Source organism: Bacillus sp. SN32 (assembly GCF_002837495.1).
GTDB lineage: Bacteria > Bacillota > Bacilli > Bacillales > Bacillaceae > Bacillus > Bacillus subtilis.
In genome coordinates, this window is the sequence record NZ_PJCT01000002.1 from 840279 (window position 1) to 864601 (window position 24323).

Below are 24323 nucleotides of genomic sequence, written 5' to 3' on the forward strand. Positions count from 1 at the left end.
AGAAGGACCAGCATGAACGGACAATCTCCGGCTCGGCACTACAAGAAGCTTGTGCCGAGCCTTATTCTCATTTTGAATTGCATACAATTTTTATCTCACCCAGCCAAAGCTGATCCCATTTTGTTAGCATTTGTATTTGCGGTTTACTTAGCATTCATTTGGATCATTCCCTATGTGGTATCCACTGCTGTTAGTTTGAGCATATTCATCGGACTCTGGCTCCTGACCGATTTCTTTTGGGCTGTTTCCGGCCAAGAGCAGGGTGCCGCCTATTTTTTGATTGTATTTTTAATGATATATGCCGCCTTTAGACTCCCTTCACGGCTATCCTTGATCTTCACAGCATGTTTAATTGGAGGCAACATATTACTCCTATCCTCACAAGGGGGAAGCTTGAATACCATCATCAGCAACATCTCGATCATGCTCGGGCTGTACGTCCTCTTCTCCTCCATGCGTTTCAGACGAGAAGCGAGAAGGGAGGCTGAACGGAATCATGCTGAATTGGCAAAAATGCATGTGCAGCTGGAGCATGCTCATAAAGAACTCCAGAAAGCGCATGCAGAGCTGCAGGAGGCTTCTGTTCTTTCATTAAGGTACGCGGTCCTTGAGGAACGTACAAGAATCGCCCGCGACATTCATGACAGCATCGGTCACGAGCTGACTTCTGTGATTGTTCAGCTTCAATCTCTTCCCTATATACTCAAAAGCAGCAAGGAAGATTCAGAAAAAGTCATTCAAAATGTACTGAGTGTCGCCAGGGAATGTCTTCAAGAGGTACGGTCTGTCGTTCACCAAATGGGCCGTAGTGAATCGATGGTGGGGCTTACCGCTTTGCGGGGGCTCATTCATCAAGTGGAGGAACGGAGCGGCTTGCACGTTTCTTTAGATACTGCCGGACTATCAGAAGAGTCTTGGCCTCCAAACGTGAGCGAAACGATCTACCGCATCTTGCAGGAAGCGCTGACCAATATCATTCGTCACGCTGACGCTTCCCATGCGGCGGCCGTCATTTCTAACGACAAGTCCCATCTCTATGTCACAATCACCGACGACGGACTATTCACCGGCATCCTTACTTATGGATTTGGCCTGACAGGAATGAAAGAGCGCGCAGAAAAAGCAGGCGGTTCCCTTACTTTCAGTGCCGTACAGCCGAGCGGCCTGAAAATTGAGCTGTCATTGCCGCTCATGACAACGAATAAGGAGCAAAAAGATGAACAAAGATAAAATACGCGTCGCGCTTGCCGATGATCAGCCGCTTGTGCGTGAAGGCTTCCGCTACGTCATCAACGCACAGACGGATATGACGGTTTCTGGCGAGGCCGGCGACGGTCACGATATTATAGCACTCGCAAAACAAACAAAACCCGATGTCATCCTCATGGATGTCCAGATGCCGCGTTGCTCAGGCATCGAAGCGGCGAAAGACATTATGTCCGCACTTCCAAATACAAAGATAGTCATTTTAACCACCTTTGACACGGAAGAATACGTATTTGAAGGCATCCGTGCGGGCGCAGTCGGCTATCTGCTGAAGGATACACTTCCTGAGGAGTTGATAGATGCGATTCGCGCTGCGGCGAGAGGCGAGGCGATTTTCCGTACAGTCACAGCTGCTAAAATTATCAGTGAGACATTTCGAGCGAAGCAACAGCCCCATGCCGAAGAACTGGCAGAGCCGTTCACCAAAAGAGAGCTTGAGGTTCTTCAGCAAATGGCCTACGGACTGAGAAATGAGGATATTGCTGAAAAGCTTTTCGTCAGTGAAAGCACTGTGAAAACCCACGTGCACCGCATCCTGCAAAAATGCAATGCCCAAGACCGGACACAGGCAGTCGTATTTGCCATTCGAAACGGTATTGTGCAATAGAAATCTCTCATCCCGCCATGCTAAAATAAGACAAAGGAGATGATTGGAAATGAAAGAAGAAATCATTGAACGGTTTACTACATATGTAAAAGTCGACACACAGTCCGATGAATCCGTTGACACTTGTCCTTCCACACCCGGCCAATTGACATTAGGAAACATGCTCGTTGATGAATTGAAGTCCATCGGCATGCAGGATGCAGCCATTGATGAAAACGGCTATGTCATGGCAACTCTTCCCTCCAATACTGAAAAAGACGTGCCGACAATCGGCTTTCTCGCTCACGTCGACACCGCTACAGACTTTACCGGCAAAAACGTGAATCCGCAAATCATCGAAAGCTATGATGGAAAAGACATCGTTCTCAACAAACAGCTGCAGGTCACCCTGTCACCTGATCAATTCCCTGAGCTGTCCGGCTATAAGGGCCATACACTCATCACCACAGACGGCACCACCCTTCTCGGCGCAGACAATAAGGCCGGTATCGCTGAAATCATGACAGCCATGGATTACCTCATCAAACACCCTGAAATCAAGCACGGTACAATCAGAGTCGCCTTTACGCCTGATGAAGAAATCGGAAGAGGGCCGCACAAATTTGATGTGAAACGGTTCAATGCATCCTTTGCCTACACGGTTGACGGCGGGCCGCTCGGCGAGCTTGAATATGAAAGCTTCAATGCCGCTGCCGCAAAAATTACGATTAAAGGCAACAACGTACATCCCGGAACAGCTAAAGGAAAAATGATCAACTCTGCGAAAATCGCGATGAAGCTGAACAGCCTGCTGCCGGCAGACGAAGCGCCTGAATATACGGAAGGCTATGAAGGCTTCTACCACCTGCTGTCGATTCAAGGAGACGTAGAGGAAACAAAGCTCCACTACATTATTAGAGACTTTGACAAAGAGAATTTCCAAAACAGAAAAGAAACAATGAAGCGTGCCGTTGAAGAACTTCAAAACGAATACGGGCAAGACCGGATTCTGCTGGATATGAACGACCAATACTACAACATGAGAGAGAAAATTGAACCTGTCATCGAAATCGTCAACATTGCCAAGCAAGCGATGGAAAACCTCGGCATTGAACCGAAGATTTCCCCCATCCGCGGCGGCACCGACGGATCGCAGCTGTCCTACATGGGGCTTCCGACGCCAAACATCTTTACAGGCGGGGAAAACTTCCACGGCAAATTTGAATACATCTCAGTTGATAATATGGTCAAAGCCGTAAATGTCATCGTTGAGATTGCAAAGCAGTTTGAAGCGCAAGCCTAATGCCAAAAGCCAGTCCAAAAAAGGACTGGCTTTTTTGTGTGAAAATGAAACATTTTAAACACGTCCTCCGTAAAACAAGTATCAACAAATGAGGAGGAAAAACAATGACAAAACATGCAATCGCTGCAAAGAGTCTCTTGAAAAAATGGATCATTTCCAGGCCGCTTAACATGCAAAAGAAATCCAGCCCATTTCAAAAAATCAGAAAAATGTTCAAACGCTTCTTCAAATAAAACATTCAAATCCCCAAGATACAATCCGTATTCACCCGTACCGCCCAAATGCTCCGAAATTTGGGTTTTTTGTGTTCAATTCCGCAAAATAGGGTATAAACCAAACAAGCAAGAAAACAGCACCCAAAAACAGGTAATTCGAATTACGGAAACTTAGGTTAAAAGTTATATAAAGGAATTTATTTTATCGTCGATAGTAACTATAGAACCAATCATCAACAAGAGCAAACAGCGTAATTCAAGACTATTTTCAGGTCATCAGGTTATACTGTTTTAGAGGGACAGTTCCTTGTTATTTATTGATTTAGAATTTTTCGAATACTTTTTGGCATTTTATCCGTACAATAGAGAGTACCAAAACTTTTTTTGGGAGGTATGTAATATGATCCTATTTATTATCATCGCATTATGCGGCTATCTTCTTTTTTCTTTCAGCAAGGACAATCGCCGCAAACCGCAAAAGACAAGCCCTCTGCCAGCAGCCGCACCTCATCACAACAACCTAATCGACCTTGACGCCATCCGCCAAAAACGCCGGATGCATCTTTCCTAATTCTATATTTCAAACGAAAAGGCTGCTGAATCACGCAGCCTTTTAAAATTGTTTTGATTTAGAGCCTGAAACCTTTTCGCCACCTATCCGTAATTTCATACAAGGCAAACCCAAAGGAGACTTCAGCAATGATCGAGTTATTTATGAAACAAAAAATGTTCTCATTTAAAGATGCATTTCACATTTATGACCGGGATGAACAAGAAACATTCAAGGTGGAGGGGCGTTTTTTCTCGTTAGGAGACTCATTACAAATGACAGACTCATCTGGGAAAACGCTCGTTTCCATAGAACAAAAACTAATGTCTTTATTGCCGCGCTATGAGATTTCAATTGGCGGGAAAACAGTTTGTGAGGTAACGAAGAAAGTAACGTTTTTCAAACCGAAATTTGTGATTTCCGGGCTTAACTGGGAAATCGATGGTGATTTATGGAGGGATGAATTCCAGCTGACGGACGGGGAAAATGTCCGGATGTCAGTGAGCAAAAAGTGGCTAAGCTGGGGTGATTCCTATCACTTGGAGATTGCAAACGAGGAAGATGTTCTGATTTGCACTGCCATCGCTATCGTGCTTGATATGGTTTTATATAACGATGAAAATGAAAGTATTCTCTAAAAAACATTGACAATTGATCCAAAAGTAATAATATTAAGATAATTGAAATCTGAATATGAAGTTGTACCTTATCAAGAGAGGTGGAGGGACTGGCCCTATGATACCCGGCAACCGCTGTTTCAAACAGAATGGTGCTAAATCCTTAAGAACATTGCGTTCTTGCAGATGAGGCGGAGATTTGATCGTTCAAGCTCTTCCTTACACAAAGGAAGAGCTTTTTACATGCTCAATATTTCAGAAAAGAGGCGAATAACATGGCTCAACAAACGAATGTTGCAGGACAAAAAACAGAAAAACAACGCAAAGCACCTTTCCGCGCCGATCATGTCGGCAGTTTGCTTCGTTCCGTTCCGGTAAAGCAAGCCCGGCAAAAAAAAGCGGCTGGTGAGATGACAGCAGAACAGCTTCGTGATATCGAAAATCAAGAGATCATCCGCATCGTGGAAAAACAAAAAGAAATCGGTCTCGATGTGGTAACAGACGGGGAATTCCGGCGTTCCTGGTGGCATTATGACTTCCTGGAAGGGCTTGACGGTGTGGAACCGTTCATCCCGGCTGAGGGGATTCAGTTCCATAACACAAAAACGAAAGCGCGCAGCATCAAAGTGACGGGAAAACTCGATTTTACGAGCCACCCAGCGCTTGCTGATTATCAATTTTTACATGAGATTGCCGGTAACGCGACGCCAAAATTGACCATTCCCAGTCCAAATATGCTGTTTTTTGGCGAAAAGGCGGATAAAGGGATTTATGACGACCAAGAGGAATACTTTCATGATCTGGCCCAAGCGTACAAAAAAGCAATTAAAGCCTTTTATGACGCTGGATGCCGCTATCTTCAGCTTGATGATACGTCATGGTCTCTTTTCTTTGAGGAAAAAGGCAGAGAGGTTGTCCGGGCGCTCGGCGGCGATCCAGAAACATTGCCTGCCTTGTTTGCCAAAACAATTAACGATGCCGTCGCAGACCGGCCTGGCGATTTAACGATCACAATGCACATTTGCCGCGGCAACTTCCGCTCAACCTGGGCGGCATCAGGAGGGTACGACGCTGTAGCGGAAACGATTTTGGACGGCTTAAACCTTGACGGCCTGTTCTTGGAATACGATGATGACCGCTCCGGAAACTTTGATCCGCTCCGTTTTGTGAAGCGCAAGGATCTGCAAATTGTGCTCGGCTTGATCACATCAAAATACGGCGAGCTTGAAAATCCTGAGGATGTGAAACGCCGTATCAATGAAGCCGCGCGTTTTGTCAGCTTGGACCAGCTATGCCTGAGCCCGCAGTGCGGTTTCGCCTCTACAGAAGAAGGCAACCTTCTGACAGAGGAGCAGCAATGGGCAAAGCTTCGCCATGTCATCGACATTGCCAACGATGTGTGGAGATAATCTATCATTGACAGAAATAGAAAATGTGTGAATAATAGATACTATCAGAAAATTTCATAAAAAGGTTTTCCTTATCAAGAGAGGTGGAGGGACTGGCCCTGCGATACCCGGCAACCGCTGTTTAACAGAATGGTGCTAAATCCTTTAGAGCAATGATTGCTCTTGAAGATAAGGTTGAGATTGTCACGCAAGCTCTTCCTTATCCAAAGGAAGAGCTTTTTTATATTTGAATGGAAAGAAGGAATGGACAACATGTCACAACAAACAACACCCGCAGAACAAAAATCACTTCAAAGAAAAAAACCGCCGTTTCGCGCGGATCAAGTCGGAAGCCTGTTGAGATCTGAGCCCGTTAAAAAAGCGCGGCTGCAAAAAGCGGCCGGCGAAATTACGGCTGAGCAGCTTCGCCAAATTGAAAACGATGAAATCATCCGCATTGTGGAAAAACAGAAGGAAACCGGCCTGAACGTCGTGACAGACGGTGAATTCCGCAGAGCGTGGTGGCACTTTGATTTCCTGGAAAACTTAGATGGCGTTGAGCCGTTTACTCCTGAGCACGGAATCCAATTCCATAACGTACAGACAAAAGCACGCGGCATTAAAGTCACAGGCGATATCGACTTTTCAACTCACCCAATGCTTGAAGATTACTCATTTCTCCATAGCATTGCCGGTGACGCAACGCCAAAGATGACGATTCCAAGCCCGAATATGCTGTTTTTCCGCGGAAAACTGGAAAAGGATGCGTATAAAAAAGATTATCACCTTTTCCAGCACGATGTATCCAAAGCATATAAAAAAGCGATTCAAGCGTTTTATGACAGAGGCTGCCGCTACCTCCAGCTCGATGATACAGCGTGGGCCGTTTTCTTATCAGAAAAAGGCTTAAAACAAATCGAAGCGTTCGGAACAACGCCTGATGAGCTTCGCCAGCTGTTTGCGAAATCCATTAACGACGCGATTGCAGACCGCCCGGATGACTTGACGGTAACCATGCATATTTGCCGCGGCAACTTCCAGTCCACTTGGACAGCGGAAGGCGGCTATGACGCAGCAGCCGAAACCATTTTTGACGGCTTGAATCTTGACGGACTTTTCTTAGAGTATGATGATTCACGCTCAGGCGGATTTGAGCCGCTCCGTTACGTAAAACGGTCTGATCTTCAGCTTGTTCTTGGCTTAGTGACATCTAAATTCGGTGAGCTTGAAAATCCGGATGACGTGAAACGCCGTATCGAAGAAGCATCCCGTTATGTAAGCTTAGACCAGCTTTGCCTCAGCCCTCAATGCGGATTCGCTTCAACTGAGGAAGGCAATAAGCTGACTGAAGAACAGCAATGGGCGAAGCTCCGCCATGTGGTTGAGATCGCTAATGATGTTTGGAAATAAGCAAAGAAAAAACACACTTGATTCCCTAGCGGAGCAAGTGTGTTTTTTATGTCATTGTGCGGTGTAGCCCCCATCAAGGACGACAGCCTGCCCAGTGACGCCCTTCGCCTTCTCACTTGCCAAAAACACGGCATAATCCGCAATTTCCTTGACGGAAAGCAGTCGCTTTTGCGGCACAAGCGGAAAAATGACTTGTTCAAGTACAGAGTCGTAAGGGACATTTCTAGTTTTCGATAGATCGCTAAGCTGATTGCGTACAAGCTGGGTATCGACATAACCCGGACAGAGCGCATTGACTGTTATGCCGTGGGGCGCGCCTTCCAGCGCCCCTACTTTTGTGAGTCCAATGACGCCGTGCTTGGCGCTATTATAAGCGGATTTCCCTGCAAAGCCGACTAATCCATTAACAGACGCGATATTAATGATTCTGCCAAACTGCTGTTTTTTCATGATCGGAAAAACATGCTTCATTGCAATAAAGGGGGCCGTCAGCATGACCTTGATCAGCTGTTCAAAGGTGTCTGTCGGAAACTCTTCAATCGGAGCGACGTGCTGAATACCGGCATTGTTCACCAGAATATCCAAGCGGCCGTATTGTTTTTGGATGACGTTCACCGTATCAGCAACTTGCGCTTCCTTTGTCACATCATACGGAATGGCCGCCGCGTCAAAGCCTTCTTCTGCAAGCTTGGAGGCTGCTTGTTCACATGCTTCCGGACGGAGGTCTGAAACGATGACGCTGGCACCTTCACGGGCGAATTCTCTTGCGATTTCGAATCCGATTCCGCCGGCAGCCCCTGTCACCAAAGCGACTTGTTTTCTCATGTCAAACACCTTCCCATTAAGAATTGAGTACAGACTGGCTTACAGCGAAATCAGCTTCTGTTTTTTCATAAACCTCTTCAATTGTGACACCATCCTGAAGCTCCGTCAGTGTCATGCGGCCGTTCACAAAATCAAATACAGCCAAATCCGTAATCAGCCTGTGCACGACTTTCTGGCCTGTCAGCGGAAGGGAGCATGTTTTTTTCACCTTTGATTCGCCATGCTTATTGACGTGCTCCATGATGACAACGATCCGTTTCGCCCCGTTGACGAGATCCATGGCGCCGCCCATCCCTTTTACCATTTTGCCGGGGATCATCCAATTGGCCAAATCCCCCTGCTCCGAAACCTCCATTCCGCCGAGAATAGCCAAATCGATATGCCCGCCTCTTATCATCGCGAATGACTCAGCGCTGTCAAAATAAGAGGCGCCCGTCACTTCAGTGATCGTTTCCTTTCCCGCATTGATCAAATCCGCGTCTTCCGTTCCTTCCAGAGGATAGGGGCCGATTCCGAGCAAGCCGTTTTCCGACTGAAGCATGACGTGAACGTCATCGGGTATCTCATTTGCGACAAGCGTCGGCATTCCAATCCCGAGATTCACATTCATGCCGTCCTTGATTTCTTGTACAGCCCGTTTGACCATTCGTTTTCTCGCTTCCTTCACTTGGCCTCACCCTTTCCCGATGCTTGCTGAACTGTTCGTTTTTCTATCCGTTTTTCTTGGCTCGAGCCAAGCACGACATGCTGTACGTAAATTCCCGGTGTATGGATGTGATCTGGATCGAGCTCTCCTGCTTCCACGATTTCTTCCGCCTCGGCAATCGTGATCTTGCCTGCCATGGCGGCAATGGGATTGAAATTTCTCGCCGTTTTCCTAAAAACCAAATTGCCCATGGTGTCCGCTTTCCACGCTTTGACGATCGCCACATTGCCGGTAATGCCTCGCTCCAGCACATAAGTCCGGCCGCCGAATGTTTTATGTTCCTTTCCCTCGGCTATGGAGGTGCCGACGCCTGTCGCCGTATAAAATCCCGGTATGCCTGCACCGCCTGCACGAATTCTCTCAGCGAGCGTTCCTTGGGGAACAAGCTCGACCTCAAGCTCTCCGCTTAAAAACTGCCGCTCAAAAATTTTATTTTCACCGACATAGGAAGCGATCATTTTCTTGATTTGCTTGTTAGCCAGAAGCAAACCAAGCCCCCAGTCATCGACTCCGCAGTTATTGCTGACAACGGTTAAATCCTTTACCCCCTGGCCTCTTATAGACAAAATGAGCTGTTCAGGGATGCCGCACAGCCCAAACCCTCCCGCGATCAGCGTATCCCCATCATGAATCAATTTCGCAGCTTCCTTGCTTGATGACAGCACTTTTCCCATATTGATGCCCCTTTCGTTTTCTTCTACACTAGACCAGTCAGGCTGTAAATCGCGATCACAGCAAATACGGCAGCCGTTTTAATGAGCGTGATCGCAAAAATATCGCGATAGGATTGCCGGTGTGTCAAACCCGTCACGGCCAGAAGCGTGATAACGGCGCCATTATGCGGCAGTGTATCCATCCCGCCTGATGCCATTGAAATGACCCGATGCATCACCTCTGGCGGAATATTGTAAGCCTGAATCGCCTGTAAGTATTGTTCTGACATCGCGCTTAACGCAATGCCCATTCCTCCTGAAGCCGAGCCGGTGATTCCCGCCAGCGCAGTTGTCGTAACGGCGCCATTTACAAGCGGATCGGTAAAAGTATGTGAAATTCCGCTGCTCAGCTTATGAAACCCCGGCAGCGCGGCGATAATGCCGCCGAACCCGTACTCGGCACCCGTATTCATAGATGCCAGCAAGGCGCCGCCAATTCCTTCATTCAGCCCTTCCTTCAATTGGGCAAACACACTTCTCCAATCAAATAAAATTGTTGTGATGATGCCAATCACTAAAGCAATCTCCACCGACCAAATAGCAGCTGCTGAAGAAATATCAAGCCTGCCGAACTCCTTTAATCCTATGGAAGAAAAATCAAATCCATTCGGATACCACTTTGGCAGGTAAATGGTAAAATATTTATTCACTGCACCGACGAGAATAAGCGGGACAAAGGCAAGCGCGTGCCGAATCGGGCTTTTGTCCGGTTCAGCCGCGGACTCAATCGATTCAGGAGCAGCAGCATTCTGCGAATCAAAACCGCCATAGCCTTCGCCAGATGCCTGTGCTTTCTTCCGCCTTGATTCCAAATAGAGCATCCCAGCTGCCAGCACAATCACTGCGCCCATCAAGCCCAGCCAAGGGGCGGCATAAATGTCTGTTTTGAAAAACGACGTCGGGATGACATTTTGGATTTGCGGCGTCCCCGGAAGTGCGTCCATCGTAAACGTAAAAGCACCTAAAGCAATCGTTCCCGGGATGAGGCGTTTTGGTATGTTTGCTTCTTGGAACATGTTTTTCGCAAAAGGATATACGGCAAATACGACAACAAACAGGCTGACACCGCTGTACGTCAAGACAGCACCCATCAACACAATGGCAAGTATCGCTCTTTTTGCCCCGACAAGCCGGACAATTGTTTTCGCGATTGATGCCGCAAGCCCGGCCATTTCAACGACCTTTCCAAAAATGGCACCGAGCAAAAACACTGGGAAATACAGTTTAATAAAACCCGCCATCTTCTCCATAAAAATTGATGAAAAAAAAGGAAGCACATGGCTTGGATCTGTCAGGAGCACCGCGAATAACGCGCAAATCGGCGCAAACAATATGACAGAAAATCCCCGATACGCCGTAAACATCAGCAAACCTAACGCCAATAGAATGATGATCAGTTCCACACACACATCCCCCGTTTCCGCGAACTAGAAAGCGTTTACAAAAACCTGTCCGCATCGGCTGTTTCCGTCCCCTTTCCATATATGTACGAGAAGCGTGGGCCAACTATTCCGATTAAAAAAGGAAAGCTCCTTTTTTCGGAGCTTTCCTCTGCCATTCATTTCATTCCTATTAGGATATCAACATCAACCGTAATATCGGCTGTTTTCATCTCTTTCAGCAGGCTTATTCGATCTTTCGGCGCCGACCAGGCAAGCGGCGTCATCTTGAGAAGCCAGTGGATCGCCTGCTGGTCAAGCGTTTTAACATAGCGCAGCCTGACAGGACGGCTGTGTGCAGCATTTGCTGCAAAACGCTCAACAGCTGCCATATTGGAATATGTGCGCCTTGGTGAATCAGTATATAAAAATTGCCTTAATTCTATTAAATAGTCGCTTCGCGGCACTACTTTTACGAGCATGCCATCATTCTTCAGCAGTCTATGAAACTCTGCATAATTGGACGGCGAAAAAATAGACAGAACAACATCAAATTGGCGATCATGAAAAGGAGCACGCGCCACATCGGCAACCGCCCACATCTGATCTTTGAATGCCTTAGAAGCTTTTAAGATCCCATCCTTCGAAAGATCTATGCCGGTTCCTATCACTGCTTTCCCTGCATAATCAAACCCGCAAAGCGCATTCAAATGAGAACCCTCACCGGAACCGCTGTCCAGGATGGTGAATGCCTCATGACCAGATTTGGGATGACTGATGAGTTCTGCAATCGCATCATGGAGCGGGTCAAAAAAACCACATTCTCCAATCAGCCTGCTCCTCGCTTCAAAAAGCTCAGCACCGTAACTGGTTTTGACCGGCTTCGTCAGAAAGTTCACGTAGCCGTGCCGAGATAGATCAAATGTATGTCCTCGTTCTGTACAAATCAAGCTTTTCCCTGATGCCGCATCCATAGAAGAAACGCAGAGCGGGCATCGAAACATGCTGAAATCAACTGTTCGCTTCATGATAAAAACACCTCATTCATTCATTTTTAGATAAATGAAAAAGGCATAGACAAATAAACCTAGTCCTATCTCAAAAATTGGCCAGGTCTGGCAGTTTGTCTACACCTGTCATTATCTATAACGAATGAATTGGATAATCATGAAAAAAACTCCCTTTCTGCTGTATGGGTTTCCCCGTTTCCATCATACAACAAATATCCAGGAGCTGGAACCTTATAGTGAAGAAAAATCAGTACTGACATGCTGGTATCCCGCCAACATCATATCAGCATAGCAATCCAGCATGTTTTTCCTTTATTTTCTCATTTTAGAATATAAATTTTATTATTGTGAAAATAGTTAAAAAGGTTGATTTTCAAAAAGTGAAAGGATAAAATACTGCTATCATCTTAGAAAAAGACATTCTTGTATATGATCAGTAATATGGTCTGATTGTTTCTACCTAGTAACCGTAAAAAACTAGACTACAAGAAAGTTTGAATAAATTTGAACGAGTTGAAAAGGACAAGTTCTTTTCTGTTTGCTCTTATTTTTCACACTTTCTGCACTTCCAGAATTTGTGAAGGATAAGAGCTTTTTTTGTTTCCATAATAACCCTCATAGGAGTTGCTATCATGTACTTTTTACTAAACCTTGTCGGTCTCATTGTGATTATGGCAGTTGTATTCCTATGTTCTCCGCAGAAAAAGAAAATCAAGTGGCGCCCGATCATTACGTTAATTGTTCTGGAATTGCTGATTACTTGGTTTATGCTGGGAACAAAAGTCGGAAGCTGGGCTATCGGTAAAATCGGTGATTTCTTCACTTGGCTGATTGCTTGCGCCAGTGACGGTATCGCGTTTGCCTTTCCGTCAGTGATGGCGAATGAAACAGTAGACTTTTTCTTTAGTGCGCTTCTTCCAATTATCTTTATCGTCACATTCTTTGATATTTTAACGTATTTCGGCATTTTGCCTTGGCTGATTGATAAAATCGGATGGGTGATTTCAAAGGCTTCCCGCTTGCCGAAATTAGAAAGCTTTTTCTCTATTCAAATGATGTTTCTTGGAAATACCGAAGCACTTGCGGTTATCCGCCAGCAGCTAACGGTTTTAAGCAACAACCGCCTGCTCACATTCGGCTTAATGAGCATGAGCAGCATCAGCGGCTCCATTATCGGATCTTATCTTTCAATGGTGCCTGCGACATACGTGTTTACAGCCATTCCTTTGAACTGCTTAAACGCGCTGATTATCGCAAACCTGCTGAATCCTGTTCACGTGCCGGAGGATGAAGATATCATCTATACACCGCCTAAAGAAGAGAAGAAAGACTTTTTCTCTACGATTTCTAACAGTATGCTTGTCGGCATGAACATGGTGATCGTTATTTTGGCAATGGTGATCGGATATGTCGCATTAACGTCAGCAGTTAATGGCATTCTTGGCGTTTTCGTACACGGCCTGACCATCCAGACGATTTTTGCTTATCTGTTCAGTCCGTTCGCATTCCTGCTTGGACTGCCAGTGCACGATGCGATGTATGTTGCTCAGCTGATGGGCATGAAATTAGCAACAAACGAGTTTGTTGCGATGCTTGACTTGAAAAACAATCTTAAATCCCTTCCGCCTCACACCGTTGCGGTGGCGACGACATTCCTGACGTCCTTTGCAAACTTCAGTACTGTCGGCATGATTTACGGCACGTACAATTCGATCCTTGACGGAGAAAAGTCAACGGTCATCGGGAGAAACGTGTGGAAACTGCTCGTCAGCGGAATTGCGGTATCTTTATTAAGTGCTGCGATTGTCGGCCTGTTTGTGTGGTAGAAACATTGAGCCATATCCCTTTTCGGATATGGCTCTTTTCATTATTGATAAATAGAGGCTGGCACCTGCACATCCCGGATTCCCACTGCATAAGGCCCCAAGTCATACTGGCCAAAGACGATGGCGATCCCGTTTGCCGTAAAGTAAAACATTGTGTCTTTGTTTAGGGTTATATCCTCTTTCTTAACATCAGGGAAAAACAGCTCATCGTGTTTTTTGATATAGCTATATAGGTAATCTCTCGTTTTGCTGACTTTTGTTTTGGTGTTCAGAATCTGATCCAGCGTCACCCGCTTTTGTGTTTTCAAGTCATAGTTGAAGGACTGGACAGACGTTAAACCGTGGGCGCCGCCTGAATAGATATAATTGAGTGTTTGAATGCTGAGCTTGTCTGCCGCATTGTATTTGACGCTGAAGGATGTTTGATATTCCGTTTTAAAGCCCTGCTGTTCGCCTGCTTTTTTGTTTTTCAGATATTCCTGATACGATTGTTCAATGTAGGCTTTCAGCTCTTGATTGATTTTCTTTTCAAACGCGGCATTCCCGACGTGATGCACTTGTGGATACGTTAACTCCTTGATCTTTTTGTACGTATGGGTGCTGACAGTCGGTGTTTTCGCTTGAACTGCTTTTAAAGATGGGGCCGCATATGCAAATACGGAAAAAAGCAAGACTGCAATCCCCGCGGCTTTCAGCATTTTATTCCATTTCATACAATCTCCTCCTTTGATGTCGTTGTTTATCATTCCCTTATTTAAGCAATACACACTTTTATAGACTGATTAAATCGAAAGAAGTTTCTAGGTCTAACAGCATGATTTTTCCAATAAAAAAAGAGACACAGGATGTCTCTTTTTTTACTGTTTGCGCCCAGAAATCGCTTCATGAACGGCCTGTGCCAAATCTGTATTTCCGAACATCTCTAATACCGCAATGACAGTCTGGTCCGGAATGTGCTCTGCTTCGTGTTTTGGCACGACCAGATCGTCCATGGTTTTTTTCAAGCTTTCATTCAGCTTTTGCTGCGGATACGCTTTGGCGTACAGCTCCATCGGATCAAGATCATGGTTCACGCACCACTGGGCAAACACCAAAATCATCATATTTTCATCGCGTTCGTAAGCTTCAGCGAGCTGTTTTTCGTTCATTTGTCATGCTCCTTATGAAAAGTATCTTCCTTAAAGATACAGGAGCCGATCAAATTCGTCTATCCCAATGGCGATGAGCAGCAACCGCATCGATAAATGCCTTGCTGAAAGCGGTGTAGTCAGGTTCATCTTTAGCCGTTACGATGCCTGGCCCCTCTGTTGTCCCGACAGAGGATTGAAGAAGGTCAATTCCTTCATTTGCCGCACCGATCGCCTTGTAGTGATTGTAAGCTTCTCTGATAAACGCCATCGCTTGTTTGTTGTCTTTTAACTCCGGCCCTCCTGCGGCATAGACGGCATCATACAGAACAGAATCAACCGTCAGGAACGTGCCGTTGGCCTCAAGCTGCTGTCCGCTGCCGCTTGTCATATACCCCAGATTTTGACTGATGATATCTACTGTGATTCCTTCTTGCTTTAAGGCTTCCAGCACTGTTTGCAGCTCTTTTTCATGAAATCCGTTTCCGGCGAGTACAGCGACTTTTCTTGTTGACGCGGTTTTCACTGTACGGGCTTGGCTTAACGCAGGCGAAGTAAGAATTTCTTTAGATGCTTTACGCTTCGCGGGCGCCGCCACGCCTACTCCTTTGGCGATTTCTTCTGCTAAATCTGCATCGACATTGCTGAAGACATCAACGACCTGCCGCTGTACGTCTTTGCTTTTGACCTTCCCGACCTCGAAGCAGAAAGCAGAAATGATATGCTTTTTCTCCACAGGAGACATGCTGTTCCAGAAAAGCTTCGCCTGTGAGTAATAATCGTTGAAGCTGTCGCTTCGCTGGCGGATTTTTTTGCCCTCGACTTTTTCCTGATAGTGGACGTAGCCGCCTTCTTCAGCTGTCGCAGGCGACGGATCATTGTTTTGCAGTGAGTTTTTATGATAAGCGACAGGTCCCTTATTGATCGTCATCCGGTGATAGCCGTCGTATTGATTGTTATGGAATGGACATACCGGCCGGTTAATCGGAAGTTCATGGAAGTTCGGACCGCCAAGACGGATGAGCTGTGTGTCTGTATAAGAGAAAAGCCGTCCCTGCAGGAGCGGGTCATTTGTAAAGTCGATGCCCGGCACGACATTTCCCGGGTGGAATGCGACTTGTTCTGTTTCCGCAAACACATTATCCTGGTTGCGGTTCAGCGTCATTTTCCCAATGATCTTCACCGGCACAAGCTCTTCCGGCCACAGCTTAGTCGGATCAAGAATATCAAAATCAAACTTGAATTCATCTTCCTCATCAATCATCTGCACGCCGAGCTCGTATTCAACCTTGCCGCCGTTTTCAATTGTTTCCCACAGGTCACGGCGATGGAAATCCGGATCTTTCCCGGCAATTTTCTGCGCTTCATCCCATACGAGAGAATGCACGCCGAGCACCGGCTTCCAGTGAAATTTCACGAAACGTGCCTTTCCTTGTTCATTGACAAAACGGAACGTGTGAACGCCGAAGCCTTCCATCATTCTGTAGCTGCGCGGGATGCCTCTGTCTGACATCGTCCACATCACCATGTGAGCCGACTCAGGGTTATTGGCGACAAAATCCCAAAACGTATCGTGAGCAGTCGCGGCCTGAGGCATTTCATTGTGTGGCTCAGGCTTAAACGCATGAACCAAATCCGGAAATTTGATCGCATCCTGAATGAAAAACACCGGAATGTTATTTCCCACAAGGTCATAGTTTCCTTCTTCAGTATAAAATTTTGTCGCAAAGCCTCTGGCATCCCGCACCGTGTCTGCGGAGCCTTTAGAACCCGCGACCGTAGAAAAACGGACAAATACCGGTGTCTTCACCGAAGGGTCCTGAAGAAATTTGGCCCGTGTATATTCCGTCATTGGTTCGTAAACCTGAAAAAAGCCATGCACGCCATACCCGCGCGCATGCACAACGCGCTCCGGAATCCTCTCATGGTCAAAGTGCGTCATTTTCTCCCGAAAGTGAAAATCCTCCATCAGCGTCGGACCGCGAACCCCGGCTTTTAACGAATGCTCATCCTCTGACACTCGCAAGCCTTGGTTTGTCGTCATTTTCTTCCCGCTGTTATCGGTCCTGTACTGCTCAAGCTGCTCGTCCTTTGAGTGTTCATTTACACGTTTGTTTTGGTCATCACTCATGTCTGCTCCCCCTTTTTAAAACGAAACATTCTACAGCACATTTACCCGTGGCGTTCTTCATATAAACTGCTAATCCGCTCATTAGGATTTTTGGTCTACATATAAATATGCGGTCATACACATTTGAAATAAGCCTTCTTCACAGAAAGAAAGGATGGAAGCGCTTACTAAAAAAAGCTGTTGAATAGGGGAGGTCATATCATGCTTGCCATACTCGGTTTTGTGATGATGATTGTCTTTATGTACCTTATTATGTCTAACCGGCTTTCCGCTCTTATTGCTTTGATTGTCGTTCCTATTGTGTTTGCCCTGATCAGCGGATTTGGCAAAGATCTCGGCGAGATGATGATTCAGGGCGTTACAGACCTCGCCCCTACCGGTATCATGCTGTTATTCGCCATCCTGTATTTCGGCATTATGATTGACTCAGGTCTGTTTGATCCTCTCATTGCCAAAATCTTATCGTTTGTCAAAGGAGATCCGTTAAAAATCGCCGTAGGCACAGCGGTTCTGACCATGACCATTTCGCTGGACGGAGATGGGACAACAACCTATATGATTACCATTGCAGCGATGCTGCCTCTTTACAAACGGCTCGGCATGAACCGTTTGGTGTTAGCGGGAATAGCGATGCTCGGTTCGGGGGTTATGAATATTATCCCGTGGGGCGGGCCGACTGCGAGGGTTTTGGCCTCCTTAAAATTGGACACGTCAGAGGTCTTTACGCCGCTGATTCCCGCTATGATCGCCGGCATTCTCTGGGTGATCGCCGTTGCTTATATCCTCGGAAAGAAAGAGCGGAAGCGGCTCGGCGTCATTTCGATTGATCACGCACCGTCTTCCGATCCGGAGGCCGCACCGCTCAAGCGTCCCGCTCTTCAATGGTTTAACCTGCTGCTGACTGTCGCTCTGATGGCCGCACTGATCACCAGCCTGCTGCCGCTTCCTGTTCTTTTTATGACTGCGTTCGCCGTTGCCTTGATGGTTAACTATCCAAATGTCAAAGAGCAGCAGAAACGAATCTCGGCGCATGCGGGTAATGCGTTAAACGTTGTCTCAATGGTGTTTGCTGCGGGCATATTCACAGGCATTCTCTCCGGCACAAAAATGGTGGATGCCATGGCGCATTCTCTCGTTTCACTCATCCCTGATGCCATGGGCCCGCACCTGCCGTTAATCACTGCGATCGTCAGCATGCCCTTCACCTTTTTCATGTCGAATGACGCCTTTTACTTCGGTGTCCTTCCCATCATCGCCGAAGCCGCTTCCGCTTACGGAATAGACGCCGCTGAAATCGGAAGGGCCTCCTTGCTGGGGCAGCCTGTGCATCTGCTCAGCCCGCTTGTGCCTTCCACCTATCTATTGGTAGGAATGGCAGGCGTCAGCTTTGGCGACCATCAAAAATTCACTATTAAATGGGCCGTGGGAACAACGATTGTGATGACCATTGCGGCGCTTTTGACTGGGATTATTTCTTTCTAAATGTATGAGCTTGATCGTAGCATTGAGTACAGAGGGGAGAAGATCAAATAGGATATTATGAGTGAATAGAAGATTCATGCCAACAACTCCTCATTACAATCATAAGAGCCTGCTATATTGCAGCAGGCTCTTTCACATTTGGCATTATTTTTTTGTATAGCGCACCCAGTCATAATGAGCGTATAGCGGATTTACACCATTGTAGGAGCCAAGCCATTCATCGACACCCGTGCCATTCCATAAGTTCATCATGATCTTTCCAGGTGTTGTCGGAATTTGGTTTGTTGCAGTATGTTTTAATTGCCCGTCGACATACCATTTAATAGAGTTTGGCTGCCAATCGAATGCATACGTATGATAGGCATTGGCTGCATCAAACCCGAGATCAACAATCTTCTCATGGTTTCCTGCACCATTTGTATAATAGTTAAATTGAACCTTCGTTGTGTCTTTTCCTAAAAATTCGATATCAATCTCATCCCAAGGAGTTCCATCTGTTGGACCTGTGTAAGTGAAGAACGATGAAACGATCCCTGTGTTTTTAGCTGGTTTCATTCTGACTTCATAAAGTCCATAGCCATATGTTTGAACAGAACGGTTTTCCCCGCAGTCAAACTTGTTATAAGCTGGGCTTGTTAGCGCTAAACGCATTTCACCCAATGACGTCATTGATACGTTATTAGCCCGCCACGTGCAGTTGAACATATTTCCATTCGAATAACCATCTGCTTTTTGCCAAAAACCGGAGTTATAGCCGTTAAAAGGGTCAAAAAACGATCCACCTGTTTGAGCCGAGGCAGTAGAAGTGACTGCAAACAAACTCATAAACAATCCAGTGACAAGAAGCAGCAACACTCGTTTCAGATAAGGCATATTGGCATTCCCCTTTCATTGAAAGCGTTTTCTATGTTGATCTTACATGATTCTTTTAAAAGGGAACATCGGTCAAAATAATGATAATACCGAATCTTACTTACTTGAATCCTGTAACTATCATCATCTTCCCTCTGAAAAAAATAAAAACCTAAATTACCATCAGCACAGACAGAGATGATCCGCACTCATTGTAATTTAGGTTTTGCCTGCTTTATCAGTAACAATCCTAACATTATCATATGGAAATGTAAGAAAAAAACGAACACACGAAAATAAAAATATCAGCGCTCTCATTATGCTTGTTTAACTACCCTTTCTATGTGAATGGTTAAATACAGCAGCTCGTCACTTGTGAGCTTGTGCTCATACTCCCGCTCAATGTAGGTTTGGATTTTCTTCGTGCATTCATACGCGCGATGATACTTTTCTTTCACTGTATCCAGCAAAAAATCGTCCTGGCTTTCCATGTGAGTGCCGTTAAAAAGACGCTGCGCGAAAAATTTTAAGTGGGTGACGAACCGATAATAGTGAAGCGATTCTTCGTTGAATTCAATCTTAAAATGGTATTTTACAATACTCAAAATCTCTTGCATGACTTTTGTAATGTTGATGATATTGGGCATCTCTTCATTCAGCTCGGCATTTACAATATGCAGAGCAATAAAGCCTGCTTCATCCTCTGGCAGAGAAACACCTGTCTTGTTTTTTACCATGACCAACGCTTCTTTGCCGATCGCAAATTCGTCTTTGTACAGCCGTTTTGTTTCCCACAGCAAGGCGTTTTTGATATCAAGCCCTTTCTGGTTGCGCTGGATGGCAAAGTTAATATGGTCGGTCAGCGACACATAGATGCTGTCGTTGAGCTTTTTGCCGAGCTGTAATTTTGCGTAGCTGATAATCTCTTCGGATACTTCCATACACTCGATCGGTATATCATACAAAAGGGTTTTGAACTTTTCTGATACATCCTTGTTATCGAGCGTGAACACTTTCTCAATGCGGGCTTCATCGACATCATCGCCGGACTTTTTCTGAAACGCGAGCCCCCTGCCCATGACGACCAATTCTTTCCCTTGTTCATTGACCACGCTGATCACATTATTGTTGATCACCTTCGCAATTTTCATGACATGTCCCTCCAATCAACTAAGAACAGACTATATCTTGATTGTACATTCTTTTTGTACTAGGTCAATATCATCAGGGAAAGACGGAAGCTGGTCAGTACAATTCACTCCGTACCTGCTGCCCGGGCTGTTTTTGAAGCAGCGCCTCCAGATGGCGTTCAAATGATGCCTTGTCAGCTTTCTGCTTTTTGACAATGCTGTTCATGATTTTGACGCTTTCGGCGCTGTATTGTGTATATTGTTTTTTCAGCTGATCCAGCTGCTGTCTTGTCTTCTTCGCGTTTTTCGGTGTGACATGGCCGATGAGTTTGATCATATTGTCTGCGGTCTCAAAAAAAGCGGCTCTATTTTCTGTCAGCTGCTGAATTTCGATGCGGCTCATGTCTTGATTACGCGTTTTTTGAAGCAAGGCGACCGCCTCGCTGTTTTGTTTTTTGAGCGATTTGTTCTCAAGCTTAATCGATTCGAGATTCTCCTTCGCAATGTCTGCTTCTTCTTCAGTCATGCTGCTTCGCACGAAGTATTCTGGATTGCCGATTCCATAATCAAATGCTTCGCTCACTTGTATCATGGAACTGAACACAATGGCCAGCTGCCTGTCGCTTGCGAGGGCTTGGAAATCCTGCTTTTTCTTGCTGCTCATCGGTTTGGCTGCGGTTTGTTTTACTGTCTTTTGATCACAGTCTGCGAACATCTGAGCCTCACCTTCACTTTCGCATGCGCTCATCACAAGAACTGTGACCAGCAGGCTTATACACAAGCCTATTCGCCTCATGCTCTGTCTCCTCTCTGCTGAATCCCTTCTGGAAAATACCACGAAATATAGTTAAATGGTACCAGATACACCTAACCCCAGCAATAAATCAAAAGTATGATTTGAAGCGAAAAAACATAAATATTTTGTAAAAATTGACGTGCATTCCATTCTTTTCAGGCCTATTTCTCGTACAATAGAAGTATCGTTACCGGAGAGGGGCTCTGATGATGAAACGTTTTACGAAACAAGAAAACAGCTGGGTGTTATATGACTGGGCAAATTCTGCTTACTCAATTGTCGTGACCACCGCGGTATTTCCGTTATTTTATAAATCAGCAGCTGCGGAAAGCGGTGTCAGCGCCGCTCAATCGACTGCCTATCTGGGCTATACTATTGCGATTTCAACGTTTATTCTTGCGATGCTCGGCCCTATTTTAGGCACAATCGCCGACTATGAAGGGTGCAAGAAAAAGTTCTTCGGTTTCTTTGTGTCAGCCGGTGTCGCCAGCACCGCGATGCTCGCCTTTATCCCTAGTGAACATTGGCTGCTATTGTTGCTGTTTTATACGATATCGGCTATCGGTTTTTCCGGCGCCAATGTGTTTTATGATGCCTTTCTCGTGGACGTCACGCCTGAGAAGCGGATGAATCTCGTCTCGGCACGGGGTTTTGGCTTAGGATACATTGGAAGCACGATTCCATTTATCATCAGCATTGCTGTCATCCTGCTCGCACAAGCAGAGACTATTCCAGTGTCTGTATCGGCCGCAAGCCAGCTGTCCTTCTTCATAACGGCTGCCTGGTGGGGGCTGTTCACCATCCCAATGATTAAACATGTCCATCAACGCTATTACATCAAAAAAGAACCTCATATTGTCATCAACAGCTTTAAGCGGCTCGGCCAAACGATGAAACGGATCAGACAATACCGGGCACTTTTCCTCTTCTTGCTCGCTTATTTCTTTTATATCGACGGAGTCGGCACGATTATTACGATGTCGACATCCTATGGATCAGATTTAGGGATCGGCTCCTCAAGCCTTCTGATCATCCTATTTGTCACCCAGGTAGTCGCCGCGCCGTTTTCGATTGTATACGGAAAACTGGCAGAACGCTTCACGGGGAAGACCATGCTGTACGTCGGGATCGTCATTTATATGATCGTCTGCGTGTATGCCTATTTTATGGAGACAACGCTTGATTTCTGGATACTGGCTATGCTTGTCGCCACCTCGCAAGGCGGTATTCAAGCCCTAAGCCGTTCCTATTTCGCCAAGCTTGTGCCAAAGCGCCACGCTAATGAATTCTTCGGTTTTTACAACATTTTCGGGAAATTCGCCTCAATTATGGGGCCGCTGCTCATTGCCGTGACCGCCCAGCTGACCGGGAAATCCTCGACTGCGGTGTTCAGTCTGATCATTTTGTTTGTAATTGGTATTGTGATTCTTGCCTTTGTTCCGGAGGAGACCAGCGCCGATGTCAGCCAGCAGCAAAATGACCTGCCCCTTTAACTGGGAGCAGGTCATTCATCATTTATTCGCTTTATTCACCTTCAGCTTTTTCCCTTTGACGGTTGTGTTCTTCATCACTTTGAGAACATGAGGGCCTTTACCATTTAAAATCTCAACGTATGAGGCGTTATCCATGATCGTGATGATGCCGATGTCGTCAGCTGACACACCGTCAATTTTGGCAATCGTTCCTACAAAATCAACGGCTCTGATTTTCTTTTTCTTTCCGCCGTTAAAATACAGCTTCATAATGTCTTTATTCAGCTCTTCGCTTTTGTCCTTTTTGCTTTCCGGACGGTCATTCAGTTTAGCTAGAAATTCTGGTTTCTTCCTTGCCACTTCCTCTTGAGAAGGGGCATCTATTTTTTGAATTTCAAATCCGATATATTCTTCAATGTCGGCTAAAAACCGTTTTTCGAAGGCCGTGACAAACGAAATGGCCTTTCCTTTGTTCCCTGCGCGTCCCGTTCGGCCCGTGCGGTGGACATAGCTTTCCTTTTCAAGCGGCAGATCATAGTTGATGACAAGGGAGATATTTTCAATATCAATCCCGCGCGCGGCGACATCCGTCGCCACTAAGTAACGGTACTCGCCACGTTTAAATTCATTCATGACGTCGAATCGGTCTTCCTGAATCATTCCGCCGTGAATTTTATCGCATGGATATCCTAAGTCATCCAATTCATCGGTCAGCTGATTGACGTGCTCTTTCGTTCGGCAGAAAATGATGCAGCTGTCGGGATTCTCCGTCATCAGCACATCTTTCAGCAATGAAAATTTATTCTCTTCTCTTACTTGAATCACCGCATGTTCAATATTTCTTGTGGTAAGCCCGGCCGCTTTGATTTCGATATGCTCCGGGTTTTGCATATATTGACGGCTTAATTTCTCAATGTCCTCTGGCAGCGTCGCCGAAAACAGCATCGTTGTGCGCTCAGTCGGAAGATGCTTGATAATCGCCTCCACCTGCTCAATGAAGCCCATATTCAGCATCTCATCCGCTTCATCAATGACCAAATAAGAGAGACGATCCAACGGCAGCGTGCCTTTTTCGATATGATCCAGAACACGGCCCGGCGTGCCGACAACAATGTGGCTTTTTTGCTTAAGCTCAGCTTTTTGTTTATCAAAGGAGGATTTTCCAAATACGGCTGTCGCTTTGATCCGTTTAAATCGTCCGATGTTCGTGATATCTTCCTTTACTTGCACCGCAAGCTCACGGGTTGGAGTTAAAATAAGCGCCTGCGGCTTGTTTTCATCCCAATCCGCCAGCTCACAGAGAGGAATCCCGAACGAAGCCGTTTTCCCGCTTCCCGTCTGTGATTTGACGACAAGATCCTTTCGTTCAAGGGCAGCGGGGATCACGCTCTGCTGCACCTTGGTCGGTTCTGTATATCCCAGTCCTTCCAATGCTCGTAAAATGTCATGACTGATTTGATAGTTTTTAAAATGACTCATGTATAAACTCCTGTCTCTTGCAGATGTTCTCATTATACTCTAATTGACGAAGGCATATGT

23 protein-coding genes and 3 riboswitches are annotated in these 24323 nt (G+C 46.0%); of the genes, 11 read left to right on the forward strand and 12 right to left on the reverse strand.

Annotation, left to right across the window (positions count from 1 at the left end):
* Positions 1 to 12 precede the first annotated feature (12 nt).
* From yxjM to CW370_RS12670, 8 genes are all read left to right on the forward strand, one after another.
* Complete coding sequence (gene yxjM, locus CW370_RS12640) at positions 13 to 1230, forward strand: two-component system sensor histidine kinase YxjM (RefSeq protein ID WP_101169669.1); 1218 nt, start codon at positions 13 to 15, stop codon at positions 1228 to 1230.
* The gene (gene yxjL, locus CW370_RS12645; RefSeq protein WP_024571477.1) at positions 1217 to 1873 is read left to right on the forward strand and encodes a two-component system response regulator YxJL; all 657 of its coding nucleotides are present in this window, start codon (positions 1217 to 1219) and stop codon (positions 1871 to 1873) included. The genes yxjM and yxjL overlap by 14 nt, the downstream gene beginning before the upstream one ends.
* Before the next feature lie 49 nt (positions 1874 to 1922).
* Entirely contained in the window at positions 1923 to 3155 is a 1233-nt protein-coding gene (pepT, locus tag CW370_RS12650; RefSeq protein ID WP_024571478.1) for a peptidase T, read from the forward strand.
* 104 nt (positions 3156 to 3259) lie between these two features.
* Positions 3260 to 3388: a hypothetical protein gene (locus CW370_RS21720; protein ID WP_003227241.1), complete on the forward strand. Its 129-nt coding sequence runs from the start codon at positions 3260 to 3262 to the stop codon at positions 3386 to 3388.
* A gap of 289 nt (positions 3389 to 3677) precedes the next feature.
* Entirely contained in the window at positions 3678 to 3941 is a 264-nt protein-coding gene (locus CW370_RS12655; RefSeq protein WP_010886640.1) for a hypothetical protein, read from the forward strand.
* A gap of 128 nt (positions 3942 to 4069) precedes the next feature.
* Positions 4070 to 4558 (forward strand): LURP-one-related/scramblase family protein, encoded by a 489-nt coding sequence (locus CW370_RS12660; protein WP_042976786.1) that lies wholly within the window; start codon positions 4070 to 4072, stop codon positions 4556 to 4558.
* 65 nt (positions 4559 to 4623) lie between these two features.
* A riboswitch (SAM riboswitch) is annotated at positions 4624 to 4730 on the forward strand.
* 82 nt (positions 4731 to 4812) lie between these two features.
* A complete protein-coding gene (locus CW370_RS12665; RefSeq protein ID WP_101169670.1) occupies positions 4813 to 5946 on the forward strand; it encodes a 5-methyltetrahydropteroyltriglutamate--homocysteine S-methyltransferase in 1134 nt (377 codons plus the stop codon).
* A 68-nt stretch (positions 5947 to 6014) separates the two neighbouring features.
* Positions 6015 to 6121: riboswitch (SAM riboswitch) on the forward strand.
* 77 nt (positions 6122 to 6198) lie between these two features.
* Positions 6199 to 7335 carry a 5-methyltetrahydropteroyltriglutamate--homocysteine S-methyltransferase gene (locus CW370_RS12670; protein WP_024573175.1) on the forward strand — a complete coding sequence of 379 codons (1137 nt, stop codon included), beginning with the start codon at positions 6199 to 6201 and terminating at the stop codon, positions 7333 to 7335.
* A 51-nt stretch (positions 7336 to 7386) separates the two neighbouring features.
* Here the strand turns inward: CW370_RS12670 and CW370_RS12675 are convergent, their stop codons facing one another.
* From CW370_RS12675 to CW370_RS12695, 5 genes are all read right to left on the reverse strand, one after another.
* Complete coding sequence (locus CW370_RS12675) at positions 7387 to 8160, reverse strand: 3-hydroxybutyrate dehydrogenase (RefSeq protein WP_101169671.1); 774 nt, start codon at positions 8158 to 8160, stop codon at positions 7387 to 7389.
* A 16-nt stretch (positions 8161 to 8176) separates the two neighbouring features.
* Positions 8177 to 8827, reverse strand: a complete 651-nt coding sequence (locus CW370_RS12680; RefSeq protein WP_101169672.1) for a CoA transferase subunit B — start codon at positions 8825 to 8827, stop codon at positions 8177 to 8179.
* Positions 8824 to 9540: a CoA transferase subunit A gene (locus CW370_RS12685; protein ID WP_101169673.1), complete on the reverse strand. Its 717-nt coding sequence runs from the start codon at positions 9538 to 9540 to the stop codon at positions 8824 to 8826. The genes CW370_RS12680 and CW370_RS12685 overlap by 4 nt, the downstream gene beginning before the upstream one ends.
* A 23-nt stretch (positions 9541 to 9563) precedes the next feature.
* Positions 9564 to 10982 carry a GntP family permease gene (locus tag CW370_RS12690; RefSeq protein ID WP_033882845.1) on the reverse strand — a complete coding sequence of 473 codons (1419 nt, stop codon included), beginning with the start codon at positions 10980 to 10982 and terminating at the stop codon, positions 9564 to 9566.
* Positions 10983 to 11137: 155 nt separating this feature from the next.
* Positions 11138 to 11986, reverse strand: coding sequence for a putative RNA methyltransferase (locus CW370_RS12695; RefSeq protein WP_101169674.1), 849 nt, complete (start codon positions 11984 to 11986; stop codon positions 11138 to 11140).
* A 385-nt stretch (positions 11987 to 12371) separates the two neighbouring features.
* Positions 12372 to 12473, forward strand: a riboswitch (purine riboswitch).
* A 127-nt stretch (positions 12474 to 12600) separates the two neighbouring features.
* Between CW370_RS12695 and CW370_RS12700 the strand changes: the two genes are divergently transcribed.
* On the forward strand, positions 12601 to 13794 hold the full coding sequence (locus CW370_RS12700; RefSeq protein ID WP_003227216.1) for a NupC/NupG family nucleoside CNT transporter: 1194 nt from the start codon (positions 12601 to 12603) through the stop codon (positions 13792 to 13794).
* Positions 13795 to 13835: 41 nt separating this feature from the next.
* Here CW370_RS12700 and CW370_RS12705 read toward each other — a convergent pair whose 3' ends face one another.
* The 3 genes from CW370_RS12705 to CW370_RS12715 form a co-directional block, all read right to left on the reverse strand.
* Positions 13836 to 14507, reverse strand: coding sequence for a DUF3298 and DUF4163 domain-containing protein (locus CW370_RS12705; RefSeq protein WP_101169675.1), 672 nt, complete (start codon positions 14505 to 14507; stop codon positions 13836 to 13838).
* A gap of 144 nt (positions 14508 to 14651) precedes the next feature.
* A complete protein-coding gene (locus CW370_RS12710) occupies positions 14652 to 14942 on the reverse strand; it encodes a hypothetical protein (protein WP_014478421.1) in 291 nt (96 codons plus the stop codon).
* Positions 14943 to 14991: 49 nt separating this feature from the next.
* On the reverse strand, positions 14992 to 17052 hold the full coding sequence (locus tag CW370_RS12715) for a catalase (RefSeq protein ID WP_101169676.1): 2061 nt from the start codon (positions 17050 to 17052) through the stop codon (positions 14992 to 14994).
* Between the two features lie 201 nt (positions 17053 to 17253).
* On the opposite strand from CW370_RS12715, the gene citH reads away from it, so the two are divergent.
* Positions 17254 to 18534, forward strand: a complete 1281-nt coding sequence (gene citH / locus CW370_RS12720; protein WP_101169677.1) for a citrate transporter CitH — start codon at positions 17254 to 17256, stop codon at positions 18532 to 18534.
* Between the two features lie 144 nt (positions 18535 to 18678).
* Here citH and bglS read toward each other — a convergent pair whose 3' ends face one another.
* The 3 genes from bglS to CW370_RS12735 form a co-directional block, all read right to left on the reverse strand.
* Positions 18679 to 19407 (reverse strand): beta-glucanase, encoded by a 729-nt coding sequence (gene bglS / locus CW370_RS12725; protein ID WP_024571825.1) that lies wholly within the window; start codon positions 19405 to 19407, stop codon positions 18679 to 18681.
* Between the two features lie 296 nt (positions 19408 to 19703).
* A complete protein-coding gene (gene licT / locus CW370_RS12730; RefSeq protein ID WP_003242598.1) occupies positions 19704 to 20537 on the reverse strand; it encodes a transcriptional antiterminator LicT in 834 nt (277 codons plus the stop codon).
* 94 nt (positions 20538 to 20631) lie between these two features.
* Complete coding sequence (locus CW370_RS12735) at positions 20632 to 21312, reverse strand: hypothetical protein (protein ID WP_101169678.1); 681 nt, start codon at positions 21310 to 21312, stop codon at positions 20632 to 20634.
* Positions 21313 to 21518: 206 nt separating this feature from the next.
* Here CW370_RS12735 and CW370_RS12740 point away from each other — a divergent pair, with 206 nt between their 5' ends.
* Positions 21519 to 22805, forward strand: a complete 1287-nt coding sequence (locus tag CW370_RS12740; RefSeq protein WP_080467404.1) for an MFS transporter — start codon at positions 21519 to 21521, stop codon at positions 22803 to 22805.
* An 18-nt stretch (positions 22806 to 22823) separates the two neighbouring features.
* Here the strand turns inward: CW370_RS12740 and dbpA are convergent, their stop codons facing one another.
* A complete protein-coding gene (dbpA, locus tag CW370_RS12745) occupies positions 22824 to 24263 on the reverse strand; it encodes an ATP-dependent RNA helicase DbpA (protein WP_101169679.1) in 1440 nt (479 codons plus the stop codon).
* Positions 24264 to 24323 lie beyond the last annotated feature (60 nt).